The organism is Allobosea sp. P4_E12 (assembly GCF_056401655.1).
Window position 1 is genome coordinate 105613 of sequence record NZ_JBFUIY010000008.1, and the last position, 25720, is coordinate 131332.

The 25720-nt window shown below is 65.6% G+C and carries 24 protein-coding genes; 15 read left to right on the forward strand and 9 right to left on the reverse strand.

The window, feature by feature from the left end; translation table 11 throughout:
- Positions 1-414 precede the first annotated feature (414 nt).
- The 6 genes from AC1DW9_RS12485 (at position 415) to AC1DW9_RS12510 (ending at position 4006) form a co-directional block, all read left to right on the forward strand.
- Positions 415-639: a hypothetical protein gene (locus AC1DW9_RS12485; RefSeq protein ID WP_441506350.1), complete on the forward strand. Its 225-nt coding sequence runs from the start codon at positions 415-417 to the stop codon at positions 637-639.
- 13 nt (positions 640-652) lie between these two features.
- Positions 653-838 (forward strand): hypothetical protein, encoded by a 186-nt coding sequence (locus AC1DW9_RS12490; RefSeq protein ID WP_441506351.1) that lies wholly within the window; start codon positions 653-655, stop codon positions 836-838.
- Positions 839-845: 7 nt separating this feature from the next.
- Positions 846-1952 carry a methionine ABC transporter ATP-binding protein gene (locus tag AC1DW9_RS12495; RefSeq protein WP_441506352.1) on the forward strand — a complete coding sequence of 369 codons (1107 nt, stop codon included), beginning with the start codon at positions 846-848 and terminating at the stop codon, positions 1950-1952.
- Positions 1942-2607 (forward strand): methionine ABC transporter permease, encoded by a 666-nt coding sequence (locus AC1DW9_RS12500; protein WP_441506353.1) that lies wholly within the window; start codon positions 1942-1944, stop codon positions 2605-2607. Before AC1DW9_RS12495 ends, AC1DW9_RS12500 begins: the two co-directional genes overlap by 11 nt.
- Positions 2608-2650: 43 nt before the next feature.
- Positions 2651-3451 (forward strand): MetQ/NlpA family ABC transporter substrate-binding protein, encoded by an 801-nt coding sequence (locus tag AC1DW9_RS12505; RefSeq protein ID WP_441490800.1) that lies wholly within the window; start codon positions 2651-2653, stop codon positions 3449-3451.
- 159 nt (positions 3452-3610) lie between these two features.
- Positions 3611-4006: a cupin domain-containing protein gene (locus tag AC1DW9_RS12510; protein ID WP_441490799.1), complete on the forward strand. Its 396-nt coding sequence runs from the start codon at positions 3611-3613 to the stop codon at positions 4004-4006.
- Between the two features lie 141 nt (positions 4007-4147).
- Here the strand turns inward: AC1DW9_RS12510 and AC1DW9_RS12515 are convergent, their stop codons facing one another.
- A complete protein-coding gene (locus AC1DW9_RS12515; protein WP_476775015.1) occupies positions 4148-6349 on the reverse strand; it encodes an esterase-like activity of phytase family protein in 2202 nt (733 codons plus the stop codon).
- A 217-nt stretch (positions 6350-6566) separates the two neighbouring features.
- Positions 6567-6974, reverse strand: a complete 408-nt coding sequence (locus AC1DW9_RS12520) for a hypothetical protein (RefSeq protein ID WP_476767579.1) — start codon at positions 6972-6974, stop codon at positions 6567-6569.
- 142 nt (positions 6975-7116) lie between these two features.
- On the opposite strand from AC1DW9_RS12520, the gene AC1DW9_RS12525 reads away from it, so the two are divergent.
- Positions 7117-7953: a helix-turn-helix domain-containing protein gene (locus AC1DW9_RS12525; protein ID WP_441506356.1), complete on the forward strand. Its 837-nt coding sequence runs from the start codon at positions 7117-7119 to the stop codon at positions 7951-7953.
- Between the two features lie 89 nt (positions 7954-8042).
- Positions 8043-8234, forward strand: a complete 192-nt coding sequence (locus AC1DW9_RS12530) for a CsbD family protein (protein ID WP_043234134.1) — start codon at positions 8043-8045, stop codon at positions 8232-8234.
- 75 nt (positions 8235-8309) lie between these two features.
- Here AC1DW9_RS12530 and dnaJ read toward each other — a convergent pair whose 3' ends face one another.
- Together dnaJ and dnaK are read right to left on the reverse strand one after the other, a co-directional pair.
- Positions 8310-9449, reverse strand: coding sequence for a molecular chaperone DnaJ (dnaJ, locus tag AC1DW9_RS12535; protein WP_441506357.1), 1140 nt, complete (start codon positions 9447-9449; stop codon positions 8310-8312).
- Positions 9450-9602: 153 nt separating this feature from the next.
- Positions 9603-11528 carry a molecular chaperone DnaK gene (dnaK, locus tag AC1DW9_RS12540; protein ID WP_441490793.1) on the reverse strand — a complete coding sequence of 642 codons (1926 nt, stop codon included), beginning with the start codon at positions 11526-11528 and terminating at the stop codon, positions 9603-9605.
- 331 nt (positions 11529-11859) lie between these two features.
- Here dnaK and AC1DW9_RS12545 point away from each other — a divergent pair, with 331 nt between their 5' ends.
- Positions 11860-12750, forward strand: coding sequence for a hypothetical protein (locus AC1DW9_RS12545; protein ID WP_476775016.1), 891 nt, complete (start codon positions 11860-11862; stop codon positions 12748-12750).
- 9 nt (positions 12751-12759) lie between these two features.
- Here AC1DW9_RS12545 and AC1DW9_RS12550 read toward each other — a convergent pair whose 3' ends face one another.
- Complete coding sequence (locus tag AC1DW9_RS12550; protein WP_441490791.1) at positions 12760-13227, reverse strand: Lrp/AsnC family transcriptional regulator; 468 nt, start codon at positions 13225-13227, stop codon at positions 12760-12762.
- Between the two features lie 160 nt (positions 13228-13387).
- Between AC1DW9_RS12550 and AC1DW9_RS12555 the strand changes: the two genes are divergently transcribed.
- The 5 genes from AC1DW9_RS12555 (at position 13388) to AC1DW9_RS12575 (ending at position 19043) form a co-directional block, all read left to right on the forward strand.
- Complete coding sequence (locus AC1DW9_RS12555) at positions 13388-14413, forward strand: ABC transporter substrate-binding protein (protein WP_476775017.1); 1026 nt, start codon at positions 13388-13390, stop codon at positions 14411-14413.
- Positions 14414-14432: 19 nt separating this feature from the next.
- The gene (locus AC1DW9_RS12560; protein ID WP_476775018.1) at positions 14433-15185 is read left to right on the forward strand and encodes an ABC transporter permease; all 753 of its coding nucleotides are present in this window, start codon (positions 14433-14435) and stop codon (positions 15183-15185) included.
- Complete coding sequence (locus AC1DW9_RS12565) at positions 15173-15937, forward strand: ABC transporter ATP-binding protein (RefSeq protein WP_441490789.1); 765 nt, start codon at positions 15173-15175, stop codon at positions 15935-15937. Before AC1DW9_RS12560 ends, AC1DW9_RS12565 begins: the two co-directional genes overlap by 13 nt.
- 273 nt (positions 15938-16210) lie before the next feature.
- On the forward strand, positions 16211-18382 hold the full coding sequence (locus AC1DW9_RS12570; protein ID WP_476775019.1) for a protein-disulfide reductase DsbD family protein: 2172 nt from the start codon (positions 16211-16213) through the stop codon (positions 18380-18382).
- Between the two features lie 22 nt (positions 18383-18404).
- Complete coding sequence (locus tag AC1DW9_RS12575; RefSeq protein ID WP_476775020.1) at positions 18405-19043, forward strand: redoxin domain-containing protein; 639 nt, start codon at positions 18405-18407, stop codon at positions 19041-19043.
- 141 nt (positions 19044-19184) lie between these two features.
- Here the strand turns inward: AC1DW9_RS12575 and AC1DW9_RS12580 are convergent, their stop codons facing one another.
- From AC1DW9_RS12580 to AC1DW9_RS12595, 4 genes are all read right to left on the reverse strand, one after another.
- Positions 19185-20066 carry a formylglycine-generating enzyme family protein gene (locus tag AC1DW9_RS12580; protein WP_476775021.1) on the reverse strand — a complete coding sequence of 294 codons (882 nt, stop codon included), beginning with the start codon at positions 20064-20066 and terminating at the stop codon, positions 19185-19187.
- A 50-nt stretch (positions 20067-20116) separates the two neighbouring features.
- On the reverse strand, positions 20117-21247 hold the full coding sequence (nirK, locus tag AC1DW9_RS12585) for a copper-containing nitrite reductase (protein WP_476775022.1): 1131 nt from the start codon (positions 21245-21247) through the stop codon (positions 20117-20119).
- 178 nt (positions 21248-21425) lie between these two features.
- On the reverse strand, positions 21426-24083 hold the full coding sequence (gene uvrB, locus AC1DW9_RS12590; RefSeq protein ID WP_441506365.1) for an excinuclease ABC subunit UvrB: 2658 nt from the start codon (positions 24081-24083) through the stop codon (positions 21426-21428).
- A gap of 185 nt (positions 24084-24268) precedes the next feature.
- Complete coding sequence (locus AC1DW9_RS12595) at positions 24269-24685, reverse strand: DUF1801 domain-containing protein (RefSeq protein WP_441506366.1); 417 nt, start codon at positions 24683-24685, stop codon at positions 24269-24271.
- Between the two features lie 563 nt (positions 24686-25248).
- Here AC1DW9_RS12595 and greA point away from each other — a divergent pair.
- The gene (greA, locus tag AC1DW9_RS12600; protein ID WP_441506367.1) at positions 25249-25716 is read left to right on the forward strand and encodes a transcription elongation factor GreA; all 468 of its coding nucleotides are present in this window, start codon (positions 25249-25251) and stop codon (positions 25714-25716) included.
- Positions 25717-25720: the final 4 nt, after the last annotated feature.

The window sequence follows — 25720 nt, forward strand, 5'->3', positions numbered from 1 at the left end:
GCAGGGGGAGGTCCGCGGGATGGTCGAGGAGAGATTTCTGCCCCCTCGGCAACGGCGCGCGAAAGATTCATTCCCTTTCATTCGTTTCTTTAAAAGAACGATCGGGTTGACAAAGAGGACACTTTCACCCAAATTAGCACTGTCGCTGGACATGGTTCGGCGGCCGCGGAGATTTGAGCGAGCAGCTTGCGCCGCGTCACCAAACGCTAAAGCGCCACGACCGGGTCGTGGGCTCCAGTGACGAGGAGATGAACATGACCGTTTCGACCTTGCGCCGGTCCGCTGCCACGATGCTGATGGCTGCCTGCTGTTGTCGATGCTGATCCTGCATTGAAAGACCGCCCGGGCTGACGCCGGGGCCTCTCCCAATCCGATCCGCCCAATCGAACGCCGCCCATGCGGCGGAGGTAAGCCATGACCCAGTCGCAGACCCAGCAAGCATTCATCATCGAAATCGGCGAGACCCAGGCCGGTCTCGTCAATCGCCGCAACGACGAACGCTTCTTCACCTTCATTTCCGCCTCGTCCGCCTTTCGCGCACTCGAGGGCCTCCGTTTCGCAACGCCAAGCGCTGCCGAGATCGCGGCCCGGCAACTCGCCGCCTCCCAGCGCCGTCCCGCGCTGCGGCTGGCGTCATAGCGGGGGCAGGCCGATGCCGCTGATCACGACCCTGAGCGCATTGCTGCGGGACTGGCTCGACCGGGCCCTTTCCACCGCGCTCGCACCATCTTCGACCCAGGAGCGAGTGGACGAAGACGAGAACACACGCCGCTCCATCCACGACGTGACGCTGGAACAGCTCGGCATCTCGCACTGGTCCTGCCACACGCTCCTCTGAGGTTATGATGAACGCTCTCGTGAAGCCCGACGCCTTCAGCGTCGGTGCCAATCCCGTTTTCAGTCCCGAGCCGGCGATCCGGTTCGAGAATGTCGGCAAAATCTTCTCCGGCCGCTCCGGGCAAGGCGCCGTGACTGCGCTCTCGGGTATCGATCTCACCGTGCCGCGCGGCGCAATTCTCGGGGTGATCGGCCGCTCCGGCGCCGGCAAGTCCACGCTGATCCGGCTGGTCAACGGTCTGGAGCGGGCGAGTTCCGGCCGCATCCTGATCGAGGACGAGGATGTCACAGGGCTGACCGAAGCCGGTTGGCGGGCGCGGCGCCGGACGATCGGCATGATCTTCCAGCACTTCAACCTGCTCTCGTCGCGCACCGTCTTCGACAATGTCGCGCTGCCGCTTGAAATTGCAGGCGCGCCCAGGGCCGAGATCGAACGCCAGGTCACGCGGCTGCTCGATCTCGTCGGCCTGTCCGACAAGCGCGAACGCTATCCGGCCGAACTCTCCGGCGGCCAGAAGCAGCGCGTCGGTATCGCCCGCGCGCTTTCGACCGAGCCGAAGGTGCTGCTCTGCGACGAGGCGACCTCGGCGCTGGACCCCGAGACCACACAGTCGATCCTCGGCCTGCTGAAGCGGGTCAACCGCGAGCTCGGCATCACCATCCTGCTGATCACCCACGAAATTCCGGTGATCAAGGAGATCTGCGACCGCGTTGCAGTGATCGAGGGCGGGCGGATCGTCGAGGAAGGCGAGACCTTTACCGTCTTCACCCAGCCCAAGCACCCGACCACCGCGCGCTTCGTCGAGACGGTGACCGGTGTCGAACTTCCCGCCCATCTCGCCGGCCGGGTCAGGCCGGAGGCACGTCCAGGCGACAGCGCCCTGCTGCGCATCACCTTCATCGGCGAGAATGCGACGGCCCCGGTGATCAGCCGGCTGAGCTCGATCGTCGGCGTCGATGTCAACATCCTCGCCGGGCGGATCGATGCCATTGCGGGCCAGCCCTTTGGCAGCCTGCTCGTCTCGGTCACGGCCCATGAGCCGGAACTCGCTGCCGTGCTCGGCGCCCTGAAGAGCCTCGAACTCAAGGCGGAGGTTATCGGCCATGTCTCCTGAACTCATCCGCCTCATCGCCCAGGCGACCGCCGACACGCTGCTCATGGTTGCGGTCGCAGCCGGGATCGGTACGCTGATCGGCCTGCCCCTCGGCGTCTTCCTGGCGACCAGCAAACGTGGTGAGCTCTTCGCCGCGCCCGCCGTCAACGCCGTGCTCGGCGTGCTCGTCAACGCCACGCGCTCGACGCCCTTCATCATCCTGGTTGTCGCGATCATCCCTTTCACCCGGCTGCTCGCCGGCACCTCGATCGGCACCAATGCTGCCATGGTCCCGCTCACCGTCGCAGCCGCCCCCTTCATCGCGCGACTGATCGAAGGCGCCATCCGCGAAGTCGATCAGGGCCTGGTCGAGGCGGCGCGCGCCATGGGGGCGAGCCCGCTGCAGATCGTGCGCAAGGTTCTGGTGCCCGAAGCACTGCCGGCGATCACGCTCGGACTGACGCTGGCCATCGTCAGCCTGATCGGCTTCTCGGCCATGGTCGGCGCCGTCGGTGGCGGCGGCCTCGGCGATCTCGGCATCCGCTACGGCTACCAGCGCTTCATGCCGGACGTGATGGCCGTCGTCGTCGCCGTGCTGATCGTCCTCGTCCAGACCGTGCAGAGCATCGGCGACCGGCTTGCCCGGCGCCTCAACAAGCGCCTGCGCCACGTCTGAGCCAATCCGTCCTCAACCGTTCAAACACCCGCAAGGAAACATCATGTCGATCAATCTGACCCGCCGCGCCGCGCTTGCCGCCTCCGGCCTCGCCCTTCTCCTCTCGGTGCCGGCCCTGGCCCAGCAGAACCAGACGCTGCGCATCGGCGTCTCGCCCGGCCCGCATGCCGAGATCCTCGAGAAGGTGAAGCCGATCGCCGCCAAGAAGGGCCTCGACATCAAGATCGTCGAGTTCTCCGACTATGTCGTACCGAACCAGGCTCTGGATGCAGGCGAGCTGGAGGCCAACTCCTTCCAGCACCAGCCCTATCTCGACAACCAGGTGAAGGACCGCGGCTACAAGCTGGTCAGCGTCGGCCTGACCGTGAACTTCCCGCTCGGGATCTATTCGTCGAAGTACAAGAGCTGGGCCGAGATTCCCGATGGTGCGACCGTCGCCATCCAGAACGACCCGACCAATGGCGGCCGCTCGCTGCTGCTGCTGCAGGACAAGGGCGTGATCAAGCTGAAGGACGGCGTCGGCGTGAAGCCGAGCGTCGCCGACATCACCGCCAATCCGAAGAAGCTGAAGATCATCGAAATCGATGCGGCGCAGGCGCCGCGCTCGCTCGCCGATGTCGGGGCCGCCTCGATCAACACGAACTACGCCGTCGACGCCAAGATCGAGCCGACCTCGGCCATCCTGCGCGAAGACCCGAAGGGCCCCTATGTCAACGTCATCGCCGTGCGCGAGGCTGACAAGGACAAGCCCTGGGTCAAGACCCTGGTCGAAGCCTATCACTCACCCGAGATCAAGGCCTTCGTCACCGAGCGCTTCAAGGGCAACGTGCTCGCTGGCTGGTGATCTCAATCGTTCCTCCCACCTGGTCACGCGATACGGCCAGGCACCTGCCCCGGATGCGCAAGCATCCGGGGTTTTTCTTTGCAGGCAAGATGGGCCGGGCCTGCGGCGGCGCAGGCGGCTATGATGGCAGCAGGATTGTCGCGATCAGAGGAGGAGATCATGCGTTGCCTGCCGCTCGCCGCCTGCGCCCTCGCCTCACTGCCGGCCGCCGCCCAAACCGAACGGCTGGCGCGCCCTGAACTCGTGCTCAAGACAGTGGTTCCGGGAATGCCGACCGGTCCCCAGCAGGAAATCAGGGTGATGACCGCCATGATCAAGCCGGGAGACAGGACACCGTTCCATACGCACCGTTTCCCGGTGACGGTCCATGTCATCGAAGGCGCCTTCACCCTGGAAATGCAGGGGCGCACGGCCGTGACAGTGAAGGCCGGCGAATCGCTGGTCGAACCGCCGAACGTCAAGATGACCGGCTACAACCGCGGCAACGAGATGCTGAAAGTGGTGATCTTCTATGTCAGCGAGCCGGACACGCCGTTCCTGGATCCGGTTCGCTAGAAACCCGGCAACGTCAAATCGTCAGACCGGACCTTCCGGTCCGACGATCCAGCCATCTGTGTTTGCGTCGTCTTTCCCGAAAACCGCAATCCGCTTTTCGGGGCGGTGCCTGAGGCCCGCTGCCGGGCGATTGCGCGTGCCTTACCGCGAGATCTTGCCGAAGGCGAAGAACTGGGTCTCGCCGGAGGAATCGTCGATACCGTCATTGTCGGTGACAACGAAGAGATTGCCAGCCTTGTCGACAGCCATGCCCTCAACCTTGTCGAGCCCATAGCCGCCAGCCTTCATCAGATCCGGCGTGAGATCGCGCAGCGGCTTCTTCTCGACGGTCGGGATGGCGGCGGCGCCGATTGCGGCCGGCGTCAGACCCTTGACCGAGAAGGTGGCCAGCGTCTTCACCGCCTTGGCGCCGAAGAGATTGTCGCGCTCGATCACGGCAAAGGTCTCGTTGCCGAGATCGGTCAACTCGGAGAGGCCCATCCAGGCACCGGCGGCCGGAGCCGTCAGCGGGTAATGCAGCACGCCCCACTGCTTGCTGGCCGGCTTGTAGGACAGGATCTTGGTCTTGCCCTTGGGATCGTCCTTCCATTCGCGCTGCACGGCAAGCCAGACGGTCTCGTCCGCGCCCTCGCCGGTCACCGTCACGCCCTCGAAGCCGAAGCGCACGGCATGCTTGTCGAGCTCTTCGGGAAGGTGGATCTCCTCCTCGATCTCACCCTTTGCGGTCGCCCGCAGCAGGATATTGCGAGTCGGCTTGTCCTTGATCTCGGGATTGCCCTCCGAAGCCAGCCAGAAGCCGCCATTGGCGCGGGTCGCGATCCCTTCCAGGTCATAGGAGGCGGGCTTGCCACCCTTGGTCACCGTCAGGCCGGCGACGATCCTGGCCGGCTTCTGCGTGGCGTCGATCTCAAGGATGCGGGACGGCGTATAGGCGCTGTCGGTCACGGCAAAGAGGCGGCCAGCTGTGCTGCCATGGGCGGCAAGTCCGGACAGCGCGCCCCAGCCGATCGGCAGACCCTCATGATCCTGCGAGACGATCGTCGGATAGGCGGCCGGGCCTTCGTTGCGCTCATAGATGGTCACTGCGGAACGGGCGCCACCCTTCTCGCCGACATCGGTCTCGGAGGCCGACACAAGGAGATTGCGCTGCGGGATGGCAAGCAGGCCTTCCGGACCGATGCCACCCGGCAGGGCCTGGAGGTAACGCGGTGCTTTCCCGGCGCCCTCGTCCTTGAAGACCAATACGAGCGAGGCGCGCTCCAGGCCGACGAAGATCAGCTTGTCATTGCCGTAGGTGCCGACCTCGATCCCTTCCGGTTCGCTGCCCTTGGCGGCCGAGCGCTTTTCCGGATAATGGCCGTGACGCATGGCGATATGGTCGACCATCGCAGCCGAATCGAACTCGATCGTGCCGTCCTTGCGGAAGATGGTGAAGCCGCGCGAGCCACCCTTCCAATCGCCTTCATTGGCGGTGACGAAGCGCTCGGTGTCGATCCAGCGCACCGCGTCCGGCTCGCGGGCGACGCCCTTGAGTTCCTCGACCGGCTTGATTTCGCCGTCGCGGGTCTTGTCGATGTTCTTCAGATCGACGGTGCCGGCGGAGAAATGGGTGACGATCTTGCCGGTCTTGGTATCGATGGTGGCGAGGTGGTTGTTCTCCTGCAACGTCACCACGGCGAGGCCGTCCTGGTTGACGTCAACGAATTCCGGTTCGGGGTCGGTCGGCTCGATGGCGGCGATGCCCGTCAGGTCGATCACCTGGCGCGAGGCGCAATCGGCGCCGCCATCCTTGGTGCCGACCAGGGTCAGGTTGCCGGCGGGCAGCTGCGGCAGCGCACCCTTGTTCAGCTTCTCGTCGCGCTCGTTCTCGATTACGATGGCGAGCTTGCCCTTGTCCTTGGTCAGCGTAATCGAATCCGGCTGGCCGCCGAGCTCGCATTTCGCAACGACCTGCCGCGCCTTGAGATCGACCGTGGCAAGATGCCCGGCGGGCTCCTTGAAATTGTCGCCGGAGGTGACGACCACGACGAAGGCCTTATCGCCAAGGATCACGACCGAGGTCGGTTCGCCCTCGAGCGGAATGAAACCTGCCGGCTTCGGAGCGGAGGCCGTCGTGATGTCGATCAGGCCGAGGGCCTTCTGCTCGGCATCGGTATAGGCCAGGAGCGTTCCCGCTTCGTTGGCCGCGATGATCTCCGACACCGTCTTCTTGGACGCGTCGCGATCGGCCGGCAGGTTGAGCGGCACGGAGAAGGTCGCGACACGGTTGAACATCGGCTCGGCCAGAGCTGTGCCGCCAAGCAGGACCGAGGCGAGAGCCGCGAGAACGAGTGAGGTGCGCATGGGGCGGTCCTGTTCCGTTGGGGCAAGAAACTGTGCAGGCCGCATCAGCTATTGAGTGCGCACGACAGTTTCGTGACGCTTTCCCCGATCGGAGCCCGCGCTCCCCCATTGGGCCGCGAACAAGACGCCCCCACCACATGATGGCTTTGCGAAAACAGCTCGACGCCCTCCGGCGGCGGCCGGAAGGCGTCGAGTTGGAGATGCCTGCCGCTTGCATTCAGGCGGCGACGGCGGCGGCGGGCGAGCGCTTGAAGCCGATGATCTCGAGTTCGGTGACGATCGCGACCGCTGCAGCCTGCGCGAGCACGAAGGCGATGCCGAGCCCGGTCGGCGCAAACCATCCCGCAACCAGGATCAGGATGCTGTCGGCGATCCAGAGGAGGTTGATGCCAATCACCGCGTAGACGGCGAGCCGCGGCAGGGTCTCGCGACTGGAGAGGAGGGCCAGCAGCGCGGCGCAGGGGAGCAGCACCAGGCCGGCGCCGCGGAGGAAAGCCTCGGGGAAGCCGAGCAATCCGGTGAGCGGCGCAGCAGCGAAGGCGAGCAGCAGACCGGTGGCGGCGCAGGCAGCGGCATCGAGAGCAAGGGCATTGCGGAGGAAGCGCGAGGACTGGATCGAGGACATGGCGTGGTCTCCTGGGTGTGAGTCCGTTCCGGCGGCCGGCCCGGGCTGTTGATGTTGGAGCCATGCTGACGCTGTCGTGTCGGCCCGTCGATTAAGCGAGAGGTAATTGGAACGAACCGACAGCCCGGATAGGTTTCTCGCCATGAACAAGCATCATCAACCCACCGTCGGTCACCTCATCCGCGACTGGCGCCAGCTGCGCCGGCTGAGCCAACTCGACCTCGCGCTGGAAGCGGAGATCTCCCAGAAGCATCTCAGCTTCATCGAGAGCGGCCGCTCGGCGCCGAGTCGCGACATGGTTCTGCACCTGGCGGAGTATCTCGCCGTGCCGCTGCGCGAGCGTAACGCCCTGCTGCTGGCCGCGGGCTATGCCCCGGTCTATCTCGAACGGTCGCTGGAGGATCCGAGCTTGCAGGCAGCCAAGTCGGCGATCGATCTCGTGCTGAAGGGGCACGAGCCCTATCCGGCCGTCGCGGTCGACCGGCATTGGACGTTGCTTGCCGCGAATGCCGCGGTGACGCCTCTCCTCGGCCTTGTCGCGGATGCCGAGCTGCTGCGCCCACCCGTCAACGTGCTGAGGCTCAGCCTGCATCCGAGCGGGCTCGCACCCTTCATCGTCAATCTCGCGGAATGGCGAAGCCATCTGATCGCAAGGCTGAGGCAGCAGATCAGGGCGACGGCCGATCCGATCCTGGCCGATCTCCTCGTCGAGCTGCTGACCTATCCGGCGCCACTTCAGCCCGCTCGCAAGGGCCACGCGCCGGAACCCGAGGCGGAAGCTGCGATCGTCGTGCCGATGCAGCTGAAGGTCGGCGAGCAGGTGCTCTCCCTGATTTCGACGACAACCGTCTTCGGCACGCCGGTCGACATCACGCTGTCGGAACTGGCGCTGGAAACCTTCTTTCCGGCCGATGCGGCGACCGCCGAGGCGCTGCGGGCGATGGCAATCGCATCCGCGGACCGGTCCGGAGCAGCTTGAACTTTTCCGGGAACCTTTGCCCGTTCCAGCCGTTTCCTCAGCACAAGTCGCTGATACGACATGCGTTTTTTAACAGAGGAACAGGACCCATGGGCAGCACCGCGGACAAGATCAAGGGCATGGCCAACGAGGCCGCCGGCAACGTCAAGCAGGGCGTCGGCAAGGCGATGAACAAGCCGGGGCTTCAGGCCGAAGGGATTGCGCAGGAGCGCAAGGGCGAGGCCCAGCAGGCCGTTGGCAAAGCTAAGGATGCGGTCAAGAAAGTGATCGACAAGGCCTGATCTGCATCAGGCCGGCGATCTGAAAGGCGGGTGCCCCGGACGGGTCGCCCGCCTTTTCAATTGCGGGGCCCGCGCTCAGGCCGCGCCGCCGCTCATGCCGCCCAGGAACTCCTTGACGCGACCGAAGAAGCCGGCGGTTTCCGGGTGGGTTGCGCCTGAGCATTCGCGCTCGAATTCGAGCAGCAATTCGCGCTGACGCGCCGTCAGCTTCTGCGGCGTCTCGACCACGACCTCGATATAGAGATCCCCGACCTCGCGCGAGCGCAGCACGCTCATGCCCTTGCCCTTGAGCCGGAACTGCTTGCCGTTCTGCGTGCCCTCGGGAATCTTGACGCGTGCCTTCTCGCCCGTCAGCGTCGGGACTTCGATCTCGCCGCCGAGAGCAGCCGAGGTGAGGCCAAGCGGCACCCGGCAGAACAGATCGGCCCCGTCGCGCTGGAAGATCGCGTGCGGCTTGATCGACAGGAAGATGTAAAGGTCGCCCGCCGGCCCGCCGCGCAGGCCAGCCTCGCCCTCACCGGCAAGCCGGATGCGTGTGCCATCCTCGACGCCGGCCGGAATGTTGACCGACAGCGTGCGCTCGCGAGTGACGCGCCCGGCGCCCGAGCAGTTCTTGCAGGGGTCGTCGATGACTTCGCCGCGCCCGTTGCAGGTCGGGCAGGTGCGCTCCACCGAGAAGAAGCCCTGATTGGCGCGCACGCGGCCATGGCCGCCGCAGGTCGGGCACTGGCGCGACGTCGAGCCCGGCTTGGCGCCGGTCCCGGAGCAGGATTCGCAGGCAATCGAGGTCGGCACGCGGATCGAGGCGCTTTTGCCGGCGAAGGCGTCCTCCAGCCCGATTTCGAGATTGTAGCGGAGATCGGCACCGCGCTCGCGGCCATTGGCACCGCGCGGTCCACCGCGGCCCCGCGCATCGCCGAAGAAGGAATCGAAGATGTCCGACATGAAGTCGGAGAAATCGGCCCCGCCGCCGGCACCACCGCCGCCATTCTCGAAGGCCTGGTGGCCGTAGCGGTCATAGGCGCCGCGCTTCTGGCCGTCGGCCAGGACCTGATAGGCCTCGTTCAGCTCCTTGAACTTGGCCTCGGCCCCCTTGTCGCCGGGATGGCGATCGGGATGGCATTGCATCGCGAGCTTGCGGAAAGCACTCTTGAGCTCCGCCTCGTTAGCCGTCTTCGAGACGCCGAGGATCTCGTAGTAGTCGCGTTTGGACATCAAACAGCCACCCCTTCGTTCTTCTCGGCATCATGGCCGGGGGAACCCGGCCATGTTCGTCAGAAGAACGACATTTCCCTTGCAAGAGGCCCTTCCCGAACGAGATGGCCGGGGCGAGCCCGGCCAGGTCGTCGTGGAGAGGTCAGAGCGCGATCAGGCGCTCTTCTTCTTGTCGTTCTTGTCGTCGCTGACATCCTTGAAGTCGGCGTCGATGACGTCGTCCTTCTTGGCGTCGGCATGCTCTTCGCCGCCTTCAGCCGTGGCACCCTCGGCCTGGCTCGCCGCATACATGGCTTCACCGAGCTTCATCGAGGCCTGCATCAGGTCGGTCGTGCGCGAGGTGATCGCCTCGACATTCTCTTCGGCCAGCGCGGCCTTGAGCGCGTCCAGTGCGGTCTCGATCGCTGACTTGTCGGCGGCAGAAACCTTGTCGCCATAGTCCTTCAGCGACTTCTCGGTGGAGTGCACCAGGCTCTCGCCCTGGTTCTTGGCTTCCACCAGCTCGCGACGCTTCTTGTCCTCGGCGGCATTCGCCTCGGCGTCCTTCACCATCTTCTGGATGTCGGCCTCGGAGAGACCACCGGAAGCCTGGATGCGGATCTGCTGCTCCTTGTTGGTGGCCTTGTCCTTCGCCGTCACCGAGACGATGCCGTTGGCGTCGATGTCGAAGGTCACCTCGATCTGCGGCATGCCGCGCGGCGCCGGCGGGATGCCCATCAGGTCGAACTGGCCGAGCATCTTGTTGTCGGCAGCCATCTCGCGCTCGCCCTGGAAGACCCGGATCGTCACCGCGCCCTGGTTGTCCTCGGCGGTCGAGAAGACCTGGCTCTTCTTGGTCGGGATCGTGGTGTTGCGGTCGATCAGGCGGGTGAACACGCCGCCGAGCGTCTCGATGCCGAGCGAGAGCGGGGTCACGTCGAGCAGCAGCACGTCCTTGACGTCGCCCTGCAGCACGCCGGCCTGGATCGCGGCGCCAATGGCGACGACCTCGTCCGGATTGACGCCCTTATGCGGCTCCTTGCCGAAGAACTGCTTCACCACCTCCTGGACCTTCGGCATGCGGGTCATGCCGCCGACGAGAACGACCTCGTCGATCTGGCCCGCCGAAAGACCGGCATCCTTGAGCGCCTTGCGGCAGGGCTCGATGGTGCGCTGGATCAGATCGTCGACCAGGCTCTCGAACTTGGCGCGCGAGAGCTTGATGGCGAGGTGCTTCGGCCCGGAGGCGTCGGCGGTGATGTAGGGCAGGTTGATTTCGGTCTGCGCGGCGCTGGAAAGCTCGATCTTGGCCTTCTCGGCAGCTTCCTTCAGGCGCTGCAGGGCGAGCTTGTCCTTCTTCAGGTCGATGCCCTGCTCGCGCTTGAACTCGTCCGCAAGGTACTCGACCAGGCGCATGTCGAAGTCTTCGCCACCCAGGAAGGTGTCGCCATTGGTCGACTTCACCTCGAAGACGCCGTCGCCGATCTCGAGGATCGAGACGTCGAAGGTGCCGCCGCCGAGGTCATAGACCGCGATCGTGCCGGTGGTCTTCTTGTCCAGGCCATAGGCGAGCGCAGCCGCGGTCGGCTCGTTGATGATMCGCAGCACCTCGAGGCCSGCGATSCGMCCGGCATCCTTCGTGGCCTGACGCTGGGCGTCGTTGAAATAGGCGGGAACGGTGATGACCGCCTGCGTGACCGGCTGCCCGAGATAGGCCTCGGCGGTCTCCTTCATCTTGGTCAGGGTGAAGGCGGAAATCTGCGAGGGCGAATAGTCCTTGCCGTCAGCCTCGACCCAGGCATCGCCCGTCGGGGCCTTCTTGATCCGGTAAGGGACAAGATTCATGTCCTTCTTCGTCATCGGATCCTCAAAGGTCCGACCGATCAGGCGCTTGATGGCGAAGAAAGTGCGCTCCGGATTGGTGACGGCCTGACGCTTGGCCGGCTGGCCGACAAGCCGCTCGCCGTCATCGGTGATGGCGACGATGGAGGGCGTGGTGCGCGCGCCCTCGGAATTCTCGATAACCTTCGGTGTAGTGCCTTCCATCACGGCAACGCAGGAGTTCGTCGTGCCGAGGTCGATACCAATAACTTTACCCATGGACGGGATCCCTTTCGATTAGCAGATCGCCGACCGGCGACGCATTTCGCACCGCCTGCCGGCCCATGGACCGGCCCGCCCCCGCCTTACGCGGCAAACGGAACCGGCATTCCACGTTTCGCGGTCGTCAAACCGCCTCTTGGCGGCGTATATAGTGAGGGTGTTCCCGCCCTTGCAAGACACGGAGCCGGATTAAGAATCGGCAACCGCGCGCGTCATGCGGGGAGAGGTCGCGGCCGCATCATTGCCGAGCAGTGTTGCGCCAATGCTCTTGCACGCGTTCGCTCGCCAATTCATGCAGAAGATTGCGTTTACCATTTCACGGCACCCGATGCTGACCAGACCCGGCCGCATAGCCCTCAAGATCTTCGCGATGCTGGCTGCAGCCGGTTCGGGTGGGCTTGCCCAGGCTCAGCCGATGCAATTGCCGGGCGCGCAACCCTTCAATCCGCCGGGCGCACATCAGGCGGCGCCCCCCGGCACGGGCGGACCGGCCAAGCCGCACACCCCGTCGATGCCGGCCATCAAGCTGCCGACCGAGGAAGGGATCATCGGCCGCGTGCTCCGGCAGAATGGCGGCGCCGGCGAAGCGGTCTTCGAGAAGACACCGACCGGCTTTGGCCTCAAGCTCAACGCTGCCGGCTTCCAGCCCGGCAACCTGACGGAGCCCTGTGCCATTTCCTTCGGCGATACGCCGCTGCCGGTGACATCGCTCGGCAAGCCGGCCGGTTTGCCACGCTACAAGCTGGAGGCCTCGGCCTGCCCGATCGTGTTCGATGTCCTGGAGGGCGCCTTTCTGGTGGTCGAGCCGGAGCAACCCTGCGTGATCGAGGCAGCCGCCTGCCGGATCGATCCGCGAGGCCTCTGGGGCCCTGATGCACGCACCCTCTCGGCGCGGGCCAAGGAGATCGAATCCGAACGCGGCAGGGCGGAGCGCGCCGTGCGCGAGGGCTTTCGCGCGCTTGCAGCCAAGGGCGATCTCAGCACGCAACGCAGCATCGCGCGGGAACAGGCCGGGTTCACCTCCGAGCGTGAGCTGACCTGCCGTGATTTCCAGCGCGAAGGCTCGCTCGGTTTCTGCGCCGCGCGCATCACAGAGGCCAAGGCTGCCGCAATCCGTGCCCGCCTCGGCCTGCCCGAACCCAAGCCCGAACGGCCCAAGCCGGCGCGACCGGCTGTGGCCCGCCCGGTCGCGCCGGCGGTTGCCGTTCCGACCCAGTAAGCCCGGCCCTTACACTTTCGGCAGGTCCGGAACCTTGTAGGCCGTGGTCGCCTTGATCCGTTCCATCGCGAAGCGGGAGGTGACGTTCTTCAGCGGAATCGTCTCGATCAGCCGCTTATAGAACCCGTCATAGGCCGCCATGTCGGCAACCACCACGCGCAGCATGTAGTCGACATCGCCGGCCATCCGGTAGAACTCCATGACCTCCGGCATCGACGCGACCATCTGCGCGAATTTTTCCAGCCAGGGACCGGAATGGTCGGCGGTCTCGATCTGGACGAAGACCGTGAGCCCGAGTCCGATCTTCTCCGGCGCCACCAGCGCGACACGCTTGGTGATGACGCCCGTCGCCTCCAGCCGCTGAATCCGCTTCCAGCAGGGGGTCTGCGAGAGGCCGACGCGATCGGCCAGCTCGGCGATCGAGATGTTCGCATCACCTTGCAGGACAGTCAGGATTTTCCGGTCGATCGCATCCATTCTCTCAGCCCATCAATTGGAGAACTAATTTCCTATTGAATTGGGAATCTAGAGAAAAATCATCTTTTCGATGCCCGCATCTTGCTTTCAGATAGAAAATCCTTTTCTCAATCTGTCAACCGGCGTTCTCGCCGGACCGATTTTCACGAAGGATGGATCGATGGATCGCCGCCAGTTTCTGCTCGCCGGCTCTTCGCTTCTCGCGAGCACTCCCCTTGCCGGCGCTGCATGGGCCCAGAGCGGCGTGACAGCCCGTGTCGGCTACATCCCGGTCATCGGCACGGCGCCCGTCTTCGTTGCCAATGGCGAAGGCTGGCTCAAGGAGGCCGGCATCAATGCCGCCTTCACGGTTTTCGAATCCGGTCCGAACATGATCCAGGCCCTGGCCTCGGGCACGATCGACCTCTATGTCGCGGGTATCGCGCCGCTTGCCGTCGCCCGCTCGCGCGGCGTCGACATTCGCGTCGTGGCCGCAACTGCGATTGCCGAGAACGTCTTCGTGGCAGCTCCCGCGCTCGCCAAGTTCTTTACGTCCGGCACCGCACCGGCTGCGGCCTTCAAGGCCCATAGGGCCGCCACCGGAAAACCGGCCCGGCTTGCGACCCAGCCCGCCGGCTCGGTGCCCAACACCACCCTGCAATATTGGCTCTGGGAGGTCGCCAAGGCCGACAAGGCCGATGTCGAGGTCGTGCCCATGGGCATCGACGCGACACAGCAGGCCGTGCTCGCTGCAGCTGTCGAGGGCGCGATCGTGCGCGAGCCGGCGCTGTCGATCATCCAGACCCGCAATCCCGGCATCAAGCTGATTGCCGGCGGCGAGGAGCTGTTCCCCGGCCAGCCCGGGACCGTGGTCGCAGCATCAGGCGATTTCGTGACCAAGAATCCGGACGCCGTGCAGAAGCTGGTGACGAGCCTGGTGCGTGCCGCCGCTCTGATCGCCAAGGACCCCGACAAGGCTGCCCCGCATGTCGGCGCCGCGCTTGGCAAGGGCATCGTCGACCCGGCCCTGATCCGACAGGCGCTGACCTCGCCCGCCAGCAAGTTCCAGATCGATCCGCGCGTCATCATCGAGCCGTCGCGTGCCATGCAGGCCTATCAGGTCAAGCTCGGCTCGCTCGAGAAGGAACTGCCTTTCGACGGCCTGTTCGAGACCCAGTATTACGAGCGCGCCATCAAAACCCTCTGACAGAATCCGGCGGCTGATCTTGACCTCGCTCAGGGCTCCGGCCCTCGCCTTTGCAGGCCTCCTCGCCTTCCTGCTGCTCTGGGAGGCGATCCCTCATTTCGGGCTGGTGAACCCAGCCTTCCTGCCTGGCCCGTCTGCCTTGCCGAAGGCATTCTGGCGCGAAGTGAGCTCGGGTGCGTGGTTGTCGGCGATCGGCGGCTCGCTCGGCCATTATTTCACGGGCCTCATCGTCGGCGCCGGCCTCGGCATTGCCACTGGCGTGCTCGTCGGCATGTCGCGCACCGCGGAAGAGGCCACGGCCTGGGTCGTGCGCGTGCTTCGGCCGATTCCCGGCCTCGCCTGGGTGCCCTTCGCCATCATCTGGTTCGGGGTCAATCCGTCGGCGGCGGTCTTCATCATCGCCATCGGCGTGTTCTGGATCGTCTTCTTTGCGGCACAGGGCGCGATCCGCGGCGTCGATCGTGACCTGATCGAGGTCGCGGATGCGTTTGGTTTCCGATCGGCCTGGCAGCGTCTGAGCAAGATCCTGCTGCCGGCCGCAATGCCCGGCATTCTGGTCGGCGTCCGCACCGCGCTTGGCCAGGCCTGGATGGCGGTGGTCGCCGCCGAGATCTTTGGTGTCGCCGGCGTCGGGCAGCGCATGATGCAGGCCTCCAGCCTGCTCGCGACCGACATCGTGGTGATCTACATGCTGACCATGGCCGCGCTTTACGGCCTGCTCGACACCGCCTTCGTCGCTTTCCAGGGATGGGTGCTGCGATGGAAAGCGTGATCGACATCAAGGCCCTGTCGCTGACCTTCACCCGCGACGGGGAAGCGACCGAGGTGCTGCACAAGCTTGACCTCCAGGTCGCGCGCGGCGAATTCCTCGCCATTGTCGGCCCATCCGGCGTCGGCAAGTCGACCCTGCTGCGCGTCATCGCCGGGCTCGCCAAACCGAGCGGCGGCGAGGTCATCTTCCATGCCAGGGACCGGACCCGCCGGCCGGTCGCGCTGGTCTTCCAGGATTCGCGCCTGCTGCCCTGGCGCAAGGTGATCTCCAATGTCGGCTTTGGGCTCGAGGGGCGGGCCTCGCGCCCTGCGCGGCTCAAGCAGGCTCAGGAGATGCTCGATCTCGTGGGGCTCGGTCAGCTCGCACAGCGCTGGCCCCATCAGCTCTCGGGCGGCCAGCGCCAGCGCGTCTCGCTGGCGCGCGCGCTCGCGGTCGAGCCGGAAATCCTGCTGATGGACGAGCCCTTCTCGGCACTGGACGCACTGACGCGCGAAACCCTGCAGGACGAGCTGATCCGCGTCTGGCAAAGCACCGGCAAGACCGTGCTCTTCGTCACGCATGACATCGACGAGGCTGCCTATCTCGCCGACCGCGTCGTCGTGCTCTCGGGCGCACCCGGCCAGATCATCGCCGAGCATCGGATCACCGCTCCGCGTCCGCGCCGCCGCGGGGCCGCCGCCGAGACCGAGATCGTGCGGGCCGTGCGCCGCGGACTTGGCGCCGATATCGTCGCGGATGGCGCAGCGATCTGATCGCCGGTCACACCACGTCGTGATTCCGCGCAGCGTAGCCTCGGACGCCCTCACGGGCGCAGGGAGCGATGATCGCGTCCGCAACAGCGGCGCTGCGCGGCTCGTCCGGAATGGTGACGCTCCCGTGCGCGGGGCGACATCATGGCGCGGGGCATCCTTGCGCCTGACGCCCGAAGAAGGCCCTGCTCACGCGCTATCACCGGCTTGTCATTGGCGCGCAGCGCCAATCTGGGGCAGGTGAGCTGAGGCTTTTACGATTTGATGACGGAAAACATGGTCGAGCGCATTACAAACGGCTTGCTGCGGCGGGGCCTTCTCATCCTCGCACTGCTCCTGCCCGGCGCCGCCCTTGCCGCCGAATCTGCTGCGGTCACCAGCCCCCGCGTCACTGCGACCCTGCTCTCCAGCCGCGACGTCGTTGCGCCCGGCGAGCGCTTCCAGGTCGCGCTCAGCCAGAAGATCGCCAAGGGCTGGCACACATACTGGGCCAATCCCGGCGATTCCGGCGAGCCGACGCGGATCGAGTGGACATTGCCCGCAAGCTTCAGCGCCGGTGCGATCCAATGGCCGGCGCCGAAGGCGCTCCCGGTCGAGCCGCTCGTCAATTTCGGCTTCAGCGATGCCGTGCTGCTGCCGGTGGAGATCACCGTTCCCGAAGGCGCACAGCCGGGCGAGCGCCTTGCCCTCAAGGCGAGCGCGACCTGGCTGGTCTGCGAAAAAATCTGCATCCCCGAGGAAGGCTCCTTCACGCTCGACCTCAAGGTCGGCCCGGCCCCGGTCGCCGATGAGGCTGCACAGTCGCGGATCGACGCGGCCCGCGCCGCGCTGCCGCAACCTGCCGATTTCCGGGCGAAGCTGACCCAGGAGGGCGATGCGCTCGCCCTCGCGCTGCCGGGCCTCGGGCAGCCCGTCGAGGAGCTGCGCTACTTCCCGCTGCTCGAGACCTTGATCGAGCACGCAGCCCCGCAGACCGCGACGAACACTGCCGCCGGCACGGTCTTGCAACTTGCCCGCTCCAGCTCGTTCAAGGTCGGCGAGACCGAGCTCAGCGGGGTCATCACCTATCGCGAGGCCGGCGTGCCGCGTGCGCTCAGCCTGATGGCCGATGTCGAGCCTGCGCTGGTCAATTCCTCCGCGGCGCCGCAAGCTGCCCAGGCCCCGGCCGTGGTGCGCGTCGCCGCAGCGCCCGAAAGCAACCTGACGCTCTGGGCGGCACTGGCCTTCGCCTTCGCCGGCGGCCTGATCCTCAACCTGATGCCCTGCGTGCTGCCGGTGCTGTTCATCAAGGCGCTCGGCTTCGCGCAAGCCGCGCAGGCGAGCCGCGCCGAGGTGCGCGAGCAGGGTCTGCTCTTCCTTTGCGGCGTCCTTACCAGCTTCATCATCCTTGCCGGCGCGGTGATCGCGCTGGCAGCGCTTGGCACCAGCATCGGCTGGGGGTTCCAGCTGCAATCGCCGCCCGTCGTGATCGCGCTGGCGGTCATCATGGTGCTGATCGGCCTCAACCTGCTCGGCGCATTCGAAATCGGCGGCTCCGTCCAGGGCGCCGGACATGGGCTTGCCTCCAGCGGCGGACGCTTGGGCGCCTTCATGACCGGAGCGCTCGCCGTCATCGTCGCGACGCCGTGCACCGCCCCCTTCATGGGCGCGGCGATGGGGTATGCCGTGACGCAACCGCCGCAGATCGCGCTTGCGGTCTTCCTGGCGCTGGCGCTCGGCTTTGCCGCGCCGGTGGTCATCCTGTCCTTCGCTCCCGGCTGGCTGCGTCTGCTGCCCAAGCCCGGCCGCTGGATGGTCATCCTCAAGCAGGCCTTTGCCTTCCCGATGTTCGCGACTGCGACCTGGCTGGTCTGGGTCGCCTCCGTCCAGGCCGGACCCGGCGGCGTGCTTGCCGCTCTGGCTGCGATCCTCGCCGCCGGCTTCCTCGTCTGGCTGCTCGGCCTCGGCCGCAGTGCTGGCGGGCGGACCCGAGTCGCCCTGTCGGCTCTCGCCCTGTTCGTCGCCGTCAGCGCCGGGGCCTTCGTGCTGCAGAGTGCCGTTCCAAGCGCGACGGACGCAGCACGGGCCGGCGACATCGAGCCCTGGTCTCCCGAGCGCGTCGCCGCGCTGCAGGCGGAAGGGCGTCCCGTTTTCGTCAACTTCACCGCGGCCTGGTGCATCACCTGCCTTGCCAATGAGCGGGTCGCGCTGGTCCGGCAGGAGGTCAAGGACACCTTTGCCAAGCTGAACGTCGCCTATCTCAAGGCCGACTGGACCAACCGCAATGCCACCATCGCAGCCGCACTTGCCGAGCACGGCCGGGCCGGCGTGCCGCTCTACCTGTTCTATCCCGGCACGAAGGGCGCGCCGCCCGAAATCCTGCCGCAACTCCTGACGACCGACATGCTGGTCGAGGCCGCCGGCCGTGCCGCCGGCAAAGAGGCGAGGACCGCGCAGAACCGACCCTGATCCTGGGAAGACGGAGGCAGACATGACAGCTGTGACACGTCAGAGGTTCATCGCAGGCCTGGTCCTTGCGGGCCTCACCCTCGCAGCGGCCCCGGCGCTCGCGCAGAGCGGCCCGCGGATCGGTGCGCCGGCCCCCGCCTTCTCGGCGCTCGATGTCGACGGCCGGACCCGGTCGCTCCCGGAATTCGCGGGCAAGACCGTGATCCTGGAATGGACCAATCACGACTGCCCCTATGTCCGCAAACACTACAACAGCGGCACCATGCAGAGCCTGCAGCGTGATATGACGAAGGAAGGCATCGTCTGGCTGAGCGTCGTCTCCTCACCGCCGGGCGAGCAGGGCTATGTCACGGCCGCCCAGGCCAAGGGGCTGACCGCCTTGCGCAACGCCGCCCCCAGCGACCTGTTGCTCGACTCCAAGGGCACCATGGGCCGCGCCTATCGCGCGCAGACCACGCCGCATCTGTACATCATCGATGGAAAGGGCACGCTGGTCTATGCGGGCGCGATCGACGACAAGCCCTCGGCCAGCGCCGCCAGCCTGAACGGCGCCAAGAGCTATGTGCGCCAGGCAGTCGCCGAAATGAAGGCCGGCAAACCGATCTCAGAAGCCACAACCAAGGCCTATGGCTGCGCGATCAAGCTCGCCCCGCTAAGCTGACGGCGGCGAGCGCCGCCTCCGCACTTTCGCGGTGCCCCCGATCCACCTATGTCGAGGTCAGCGCGGCATGGTGCCTGATCGGCCACATCGACGATCGGATCCCTGGTCCGGCGGGGCCTGGGGCGTCTCCTTGAGCGTCGCCTATCTCGCGAGCAGCTGGACCAGCCCCAGGACAAAGCTCCATCCGGGCCGGGAAACGTCGTCACGTACGAGCCGGAAGCCGAGATTGCTCGGAGGCGTGCCGGATGCGCAGCCGCCGGCGCGCGCATCGCGAACGAAATCCGCCATGTAGGCCCGATGGCGGCCCTCAACGACGCGAACCCCGCAATTGGCCAGGACAGTCGTCCTGGCCCCCGTAGCATCGACGGCGATGCGCTGAGAACAGGTGTCGGTCCATTCCCAGACATTGCCGGCCAAATCGAGAAGGCCATTCTCGTTCGCGCCGAAACTTCCAATCGGTTGTGGTGCCTTTGCGACTGTCGTCACGCGGCTCGCGTCCCTGTCATAGATCGCAAGCGCTCGCTGGCCGGGGTCGCCGCCACTGAGGTTTTCCGGCAGGGCGTCGTCGTGGAATCGGCTCGCGGCTGCATAGGCCCACTCGCCGTCCGTCGGTAGCCGGAACGTCGCCCCCGTCTCGCGTGACAACCAGGACGCATAGGCCTGAGTATCCCGCCAGCTCACTCCGACGACGGGACGGTCAACGGCAGCAGCGTCGGTGCCCGCCATCGGGCACGCTCGGGCTTTGACGCAGCGCAGATAATCCGCGACCGTGACCTGATTTTTCATCACAGCCAGCGGCCTGTCGACAGCAACCGCCACAATCGGCGCGATGATCGGCTTCCCGTCCCGCAAGAACTCGCCGCTGGCACGGTAACGGAATGTACCGGACCGCAGTTCCACGAGCTCCGGGAACGGCGCACGTGCTGTCGCCGATCCGGTGCCATATCCCGGCGCAAGGGCCGAGATCGCGATGGGCGCCAGCGCCGCGCTGGCCAGGGCCATGAGTTTGAACGCGGACAGCATGATGCCTCCCGAGGCGGCCGTCCGACGGCCCTAGGCGGGTGATGGTCAGATCATTTATGCGCGACGTTGCTCACAATCGGTTCGGGCGCCTTTACCTGGGTCATCAGGTCATCATTCCATTGACCCTCGACCCTGAAATGGGCTGTCGCACCAAGTTCGAAGGCCTCGATCATGTTGTGGTTCACGTATCCGACAATGCCGGGCTGAAGGAATTTGGTGAGCGCCGCGCCCGCGGATCCGCCCCGAATGAACCAGGTTTCGAGATTGGTCTCGGGAGGATTCGAGAACTTGCCGGTCTCCCAGACATAGTCTCCGAACCCGCCGACCAGATGTGGACGTGTGTCGCGGCTTGCCTGGGAATGCACGATCAGCACGTTCTCACCGACCTTTGCGGGCATCGCGTTCTTGCCCGTCAGGGCTCCGATCGCGCCGTTGAACACGACGTGACTTGGCACCAGCTTTCGCATGACCTCCATCGTGTCCATGTAGGCGTCGCCATGCGTGTCGTAGTGCTTGAACTTGCCCTTCTCGTCGCGCGGAACGTAATAATCATGCTCGCCGATGTAGTAGACGCGATCGTAGTGAAGCGGCCGTCCGGCCGCATCCTTGAGGCCGTCCCGCGGCAGCACCATCACGGCGCCGCTCATGCCCGAGGTGATATGCCAGGGGGTCATGGCACCTGGGATGCAGTGATAAGCGAACACACCCGTCCGGGTGGCCTTCCAGCGCAGCACGGTCTGCTCCCCGGGGTTGATCAAGGTCAGATCGGCACCGCCTGATGCGCCCGCAGCAGCATGGAAGTCGATATTGTGCGCCATCGAGTTGGTGTCGGGATTGGCAAGCGTCACCTCGACATAATCACCCTCGTGCACGACAAAAAGCGGCCCAGGGATCGACCCGTTGAAGGTCATGGCCTGCAACGTGGTGCCCTCTTCGTCGATAACGATCTTCTTCTCCTCGACCCAGAGCCTGAACTCCATGATCCTCGGGCCCAGCTTGGTCGCCTGCTCGTGAGGATGAACGAAGGGCGGTGCGACGAACTCGACCTTCTGTCGCGGCAGATCGAGCACCTGAGCCGATGCTGGAGCGACCAGCGCCCCGGCCAGGAATGCGGCGCCCCTGAGGGCGGCACGTCGGGAGATGGTGGCCTTACCATCGGCAATCTCGAATGCCTGTCCCATGGCCATCCCCCCTTGAGCACCATTCATTCGAAAGGATACCGGCGGTGCAATCGTGGAACTACGGACCAAGGTCGAAGAGCATTCGGGCGGTAGGTCTTGCAGCCCTTTGGCCGTGGCGCTGGCGCGCCCGGAGCAGGGAACGGCAGATGCTGGACTCGGGCAGAGCCACTACGGGCAGCTATCGCCGGCCGCGTCGCTTGGCCTGTTCCCCCGCGCCCTTCGGCCGCGATTCCGGAACCGGACCCATCTCGTCCAAGTTCGGCTTGCGCGGACGCGAGACCGGTTTGGCTTCGCCGCCGCCCCAGTTATGCGGGCCCATGTCCTCATCGGTGGGTTTGCGCGCCCGTGTCGGCAGGTTCGCCGACGCGCCGTAGCTGCGCTCCCCCTTGTACTTGCCAGCCGAGGCCTCGACATCGCTCTGGCGGGCGAGCGGGTCATCGGAGATGGCGAGTTCGGTCGCCTGCAGGCGCTTGATCTCGTCGCGCAACCGGGCGGCCGTCTCGAATTCGAGATCGGCGGCAGCCTCGCGCATGCGCTTCTCGAGATCGGCCAAGGCGGCCTTGAGGTTGTGCCCGGCGATCGGCGCATCGACCAAACCCTTGTCGACCGTGACATGGTCGCGCTCGTAGACCGAGCCGAGGATGTCGCCGATGGCGCGCTTGATCGTCTGCGGCGTGATGCCATTCGCGAGGTTATAGGCCTCCTGCTTCTCGCGGCGGCGATTGGTCTCCGCCATCGCGCGCTCCATCGAGCCTGTGATGTGGTCGGCATAGAGGATGACCTTGCCGTCGACATTGCGGGCGGCGCGGCCGATGGTCTGGATCAAGGAAGTCTCGGAGCGCAGAAAGCCTTCCTTGTCGGCGTCGAGAATGGCGACGAAGCCGCATTCCGGGATGTCCAGGCCCTCGCGCAGCAGATTGATGCCGACCAGCACGTCGAAAGCGCCGAGGCGGAGATCGCGCAGAATCTCGATGCGCTCGATCGTGTCGATGTCGGAATGCATGTAGCGCACGCGCACGCCGTTCTCGTGGAGGTACTCGGTCAGGTCCTCGGCCATGCGCTTGGTCAGCACGGTGACGAGGCTGCGGTAGCCCTTCTCGGTGACCTCCTTGATCTCGTCGAGCAGGTCGGCAACCTGGTGCTTGGCGGGGCGGACCTCGACCGGAGGGTCGATCAGCCCGGTTGGACGGATGACCTGCTCGGTGAAGACACCGCCGGTGCGGTCCATCTCCCAGCCGCCGGGCGTCGCCGAGACATGCACCGATTGCGGGCGCATCGCGTCCCATTCCTCGAAGCGCAGCGGGCGGTTATCCATGCAGGACGGCAGGCGGAAGCCGTATTCGGCCAATGTCGCCTTGCGGCGGAAGTCGCCCCGGTACATGCCGCCGATCTGCGGCACGGTGACGTGGCTCTCATCGGTGAAGACCAGCGCATTGTCGGGCAGGTACTCGAACAGGGTCGGCGGCGGCTCGCCCGGCTTTCGGCCGGTGAGATAGCGCGAATAGTTCTCGATGCCGTTGCACGAACCGGTCGACTCGATCATCTCTATGTCGAAGGTGCAACGCTGGTCGAGCCGCTGCGCTTCGAGATAGCGCCCCATGCGATTGAGTTCCTCAAGGCGGGCCTTGAGCTCCTCCTTGATCGACTTGACAGCCTGGGTCAGCGTCGGGCGCGGCGTGGTGTAGTGCGAATTGCCGTAGACTTTCACGAATTCGAGGTCGGCCGTCTTTTGACCGGTGAGCGGATCGAATTCCGAGATGCTTTCGACCTCGTCGCCGAACAGGCCGATGCGCCAGGCGCGGTCCTCATAGTGGGCCGGGAACAGCTCGATGACATCGCCACGCACGCGAAAGGTGCCGCGGGCGAAATCGCCAAGCGTGCGCTTGTATTGCAGGGCGACGAGATCGGCGATGAGCTGACGCTGCTCGATGCGCTCGCCGAGTTTGATGGCGAAGGTCATCGCCGTATAGGTCTCGACCGAGCCGATGCCGTAGATGCAGGAGACGCTGGCGACGATGATGACGTCGTCGCGCTCCAGCAGCGAGCGCGTGGCCGAGTGGCGCATGCGGTCGATCTGCTCGTTGATCGAGGATTCCTTCTCGATAAACGTGTCCGAACGCGGGACGTAGGCCTCCGGCTGATAGTAGTCGTAGTAGGAGACGAAGTACTCCACCGCGTTGTCGGGGAAGAAACTCTTGAATTCACCGTAGAGCTGTGCGGCCAGCGTCTTGTTCGGGGCGAGGATCAGAGCCGGGCGCTGCGTCTCCTCGATCACCTTGGCCATCGTGAAGGTCTTGCCGGAGCCGGTAACGCCGAGCAGGACCTGGTCGCGCTCCTGCCGTGCGACGCCGTCGACGAGATCGGCGATCGCGGTCGGCTGGTCACCAGCCGGCTCGAAATCCGACTGCATGCGGAAGGCGATGCCGCCCTCGGACTTGTCCGGGCGGGCCGGGCGATGCGGCGTCCAGGGCTTGCCGGGATCGATGAAGGGGCTGCCGGACTCGAGCAGGTGCTGCAGCGAATGCGCGGTGACGGAGGCAGCGGTCTCGCCCTCGGCCTCGCCGAAGGCAGAGGCCGCGTCGCCTTTCTTCGGCTTTTTCTTCAGCTTGGTGTCGCCGGGGCGCGGCTCGCCATAACCGGCCTGCGGCTGGTCGCTGAAACCGGAGGCGCCGCCCGGGACCGCCCTGCCGCGGTTGATCGCGGGATTGAGCAGATCGGCGAGATAGCCCTCGAGCGGCTTCAACTCGGGCTTGGTGGCCTTGGAGTTCGGCGTGCGCGCGGAGGCGGGCTTTTTTGCAGGCTTAGCCTTGGCGGTCGTGTCGGAGCTTTTCGGCATGGCGGCAATATGGGGCGAAACCGGGCGGAGCGCGAGGGGTACGCCGTCGCAGCAGGCGGATAACTGACAGCAGGTGACAGGAGTACACCGTGGCAGGAGAAGCCGGATTGAAGCGGTCCCGGGGGTGGGCGCGATGCAAGTCCGGCTTTCATCGCGCGCCGGCGCATATCGAGACGGAGCGAGGCTTATCCGCGGGACTTGGTCTTGCCGCAGCCGCCGGACATGTTGAGGGTCACGGCTGCGCGAATGAGAGCCTTCAATGCCCCTTCGTCAATCGTCTCACCCTCGTGGATGTCGATGGCCCGCCTGGTGTTGCCATCCAGACTGGAATTGAAGAGGCCCGATGGGTCGTCGAGTGAGGCCCCCTTGGCAAAGGTCATTTTGACGACGCTCTTGTAGGTCTCCCCAGTGCAGATCAATCCGTCGTGGGACCACACCGGAACCCCTCGCCATTTCCACTCCTCTACCACCTCAGGATCGGCTTGCCTGATCCATACGCGGAGCTGGGAGAGCATCTTGCCTCGCCAGTCGCCCAGCTCGGTGATCCGCTCGTCGATCATCCGAGACGGGGAGTTTTCGTTCTGGGACTCGCTCTGGCTCATGATCTTCCCTTCTCTCCGGAACTCTCGCTTCTGGGATCGGGCCAACCGTCTGCTCGAGATCGCAGCGCAACCTCTCGAAGAGGCTGGGCCGGCCGGTAAACGTCTTGGAGAGCACGGTGTGTCTGCACGGATCACAACGCATAACTCTCTGGCTATTGATCTGCATTCATAATCATTGGGCTATACGTCAGTCAATCGAAGCCTGCGCGCGCAACGATCGCCGTCGGGTCTCGCAACTCAGGATCAAGGTGGCCGCGACGGACGGCCCGACGCAAGCGCGGCGCTCTTCCGGCATCGGCTGCCCCCTTGGGAACGGGACTGCGCTCGTGATCGGGGGCCAGGGGCAGCGCGCGATGGCTCTGCTCTTGATGGTGCGGCCGGACACGGGGGTGTAGACTGTTCGGGTCTTGTCTTCGGCAGTGCCTGATCCCCATCTCCAAGTGATCGCCGCTTCAGATTCCAGCATCGGGTTGGCGCTGCATCGCAAGCAGTCGTGAGGACGTAACACTGAAAGCTGTGGTCCGGTTCGCCGGATGTGCCGAGATCAATAGGAGGAGGCCAGAATGACTCGCGCCTTCGTCAAGGAAGCCGAGGAAAGAGGGACCCTGGACGAGCTGCCGGACCGGCCAGTCTCGCCTCACCCGAACCTCGTGACGCCTGAGGGGCTCGCACAGATCGAGGCCCAGCTGGCGCGCTGGCATGACGAACACGCGGCGGCGCTGGCCGGAGGCGACCGCACCGAGATCGCTCAGACGCGGCGCGAGTTCCGCTACTGGGCGGCGCGGCGCGCCAGCGCCAAGCTGGCCCCTGCGCAGGAAAGGCACGACATCGTCCGCTTCGGCTCGACAGTGACGATCCGCCGGGCCGATGGGCGCGAGCAGAACTGGCGGCTGGTCGGCGAGGACGAGGCCGATCCGGCACACGGAACGCTGCCCTATGTCGCGCCGTTGGCGAGCGCGCTGATGGGCAAGGGCATTGGCGAGAGCGTCAGCATCGGCACTGAGGCGGTCGAGATCATCGCGATCTCCTGAGGCG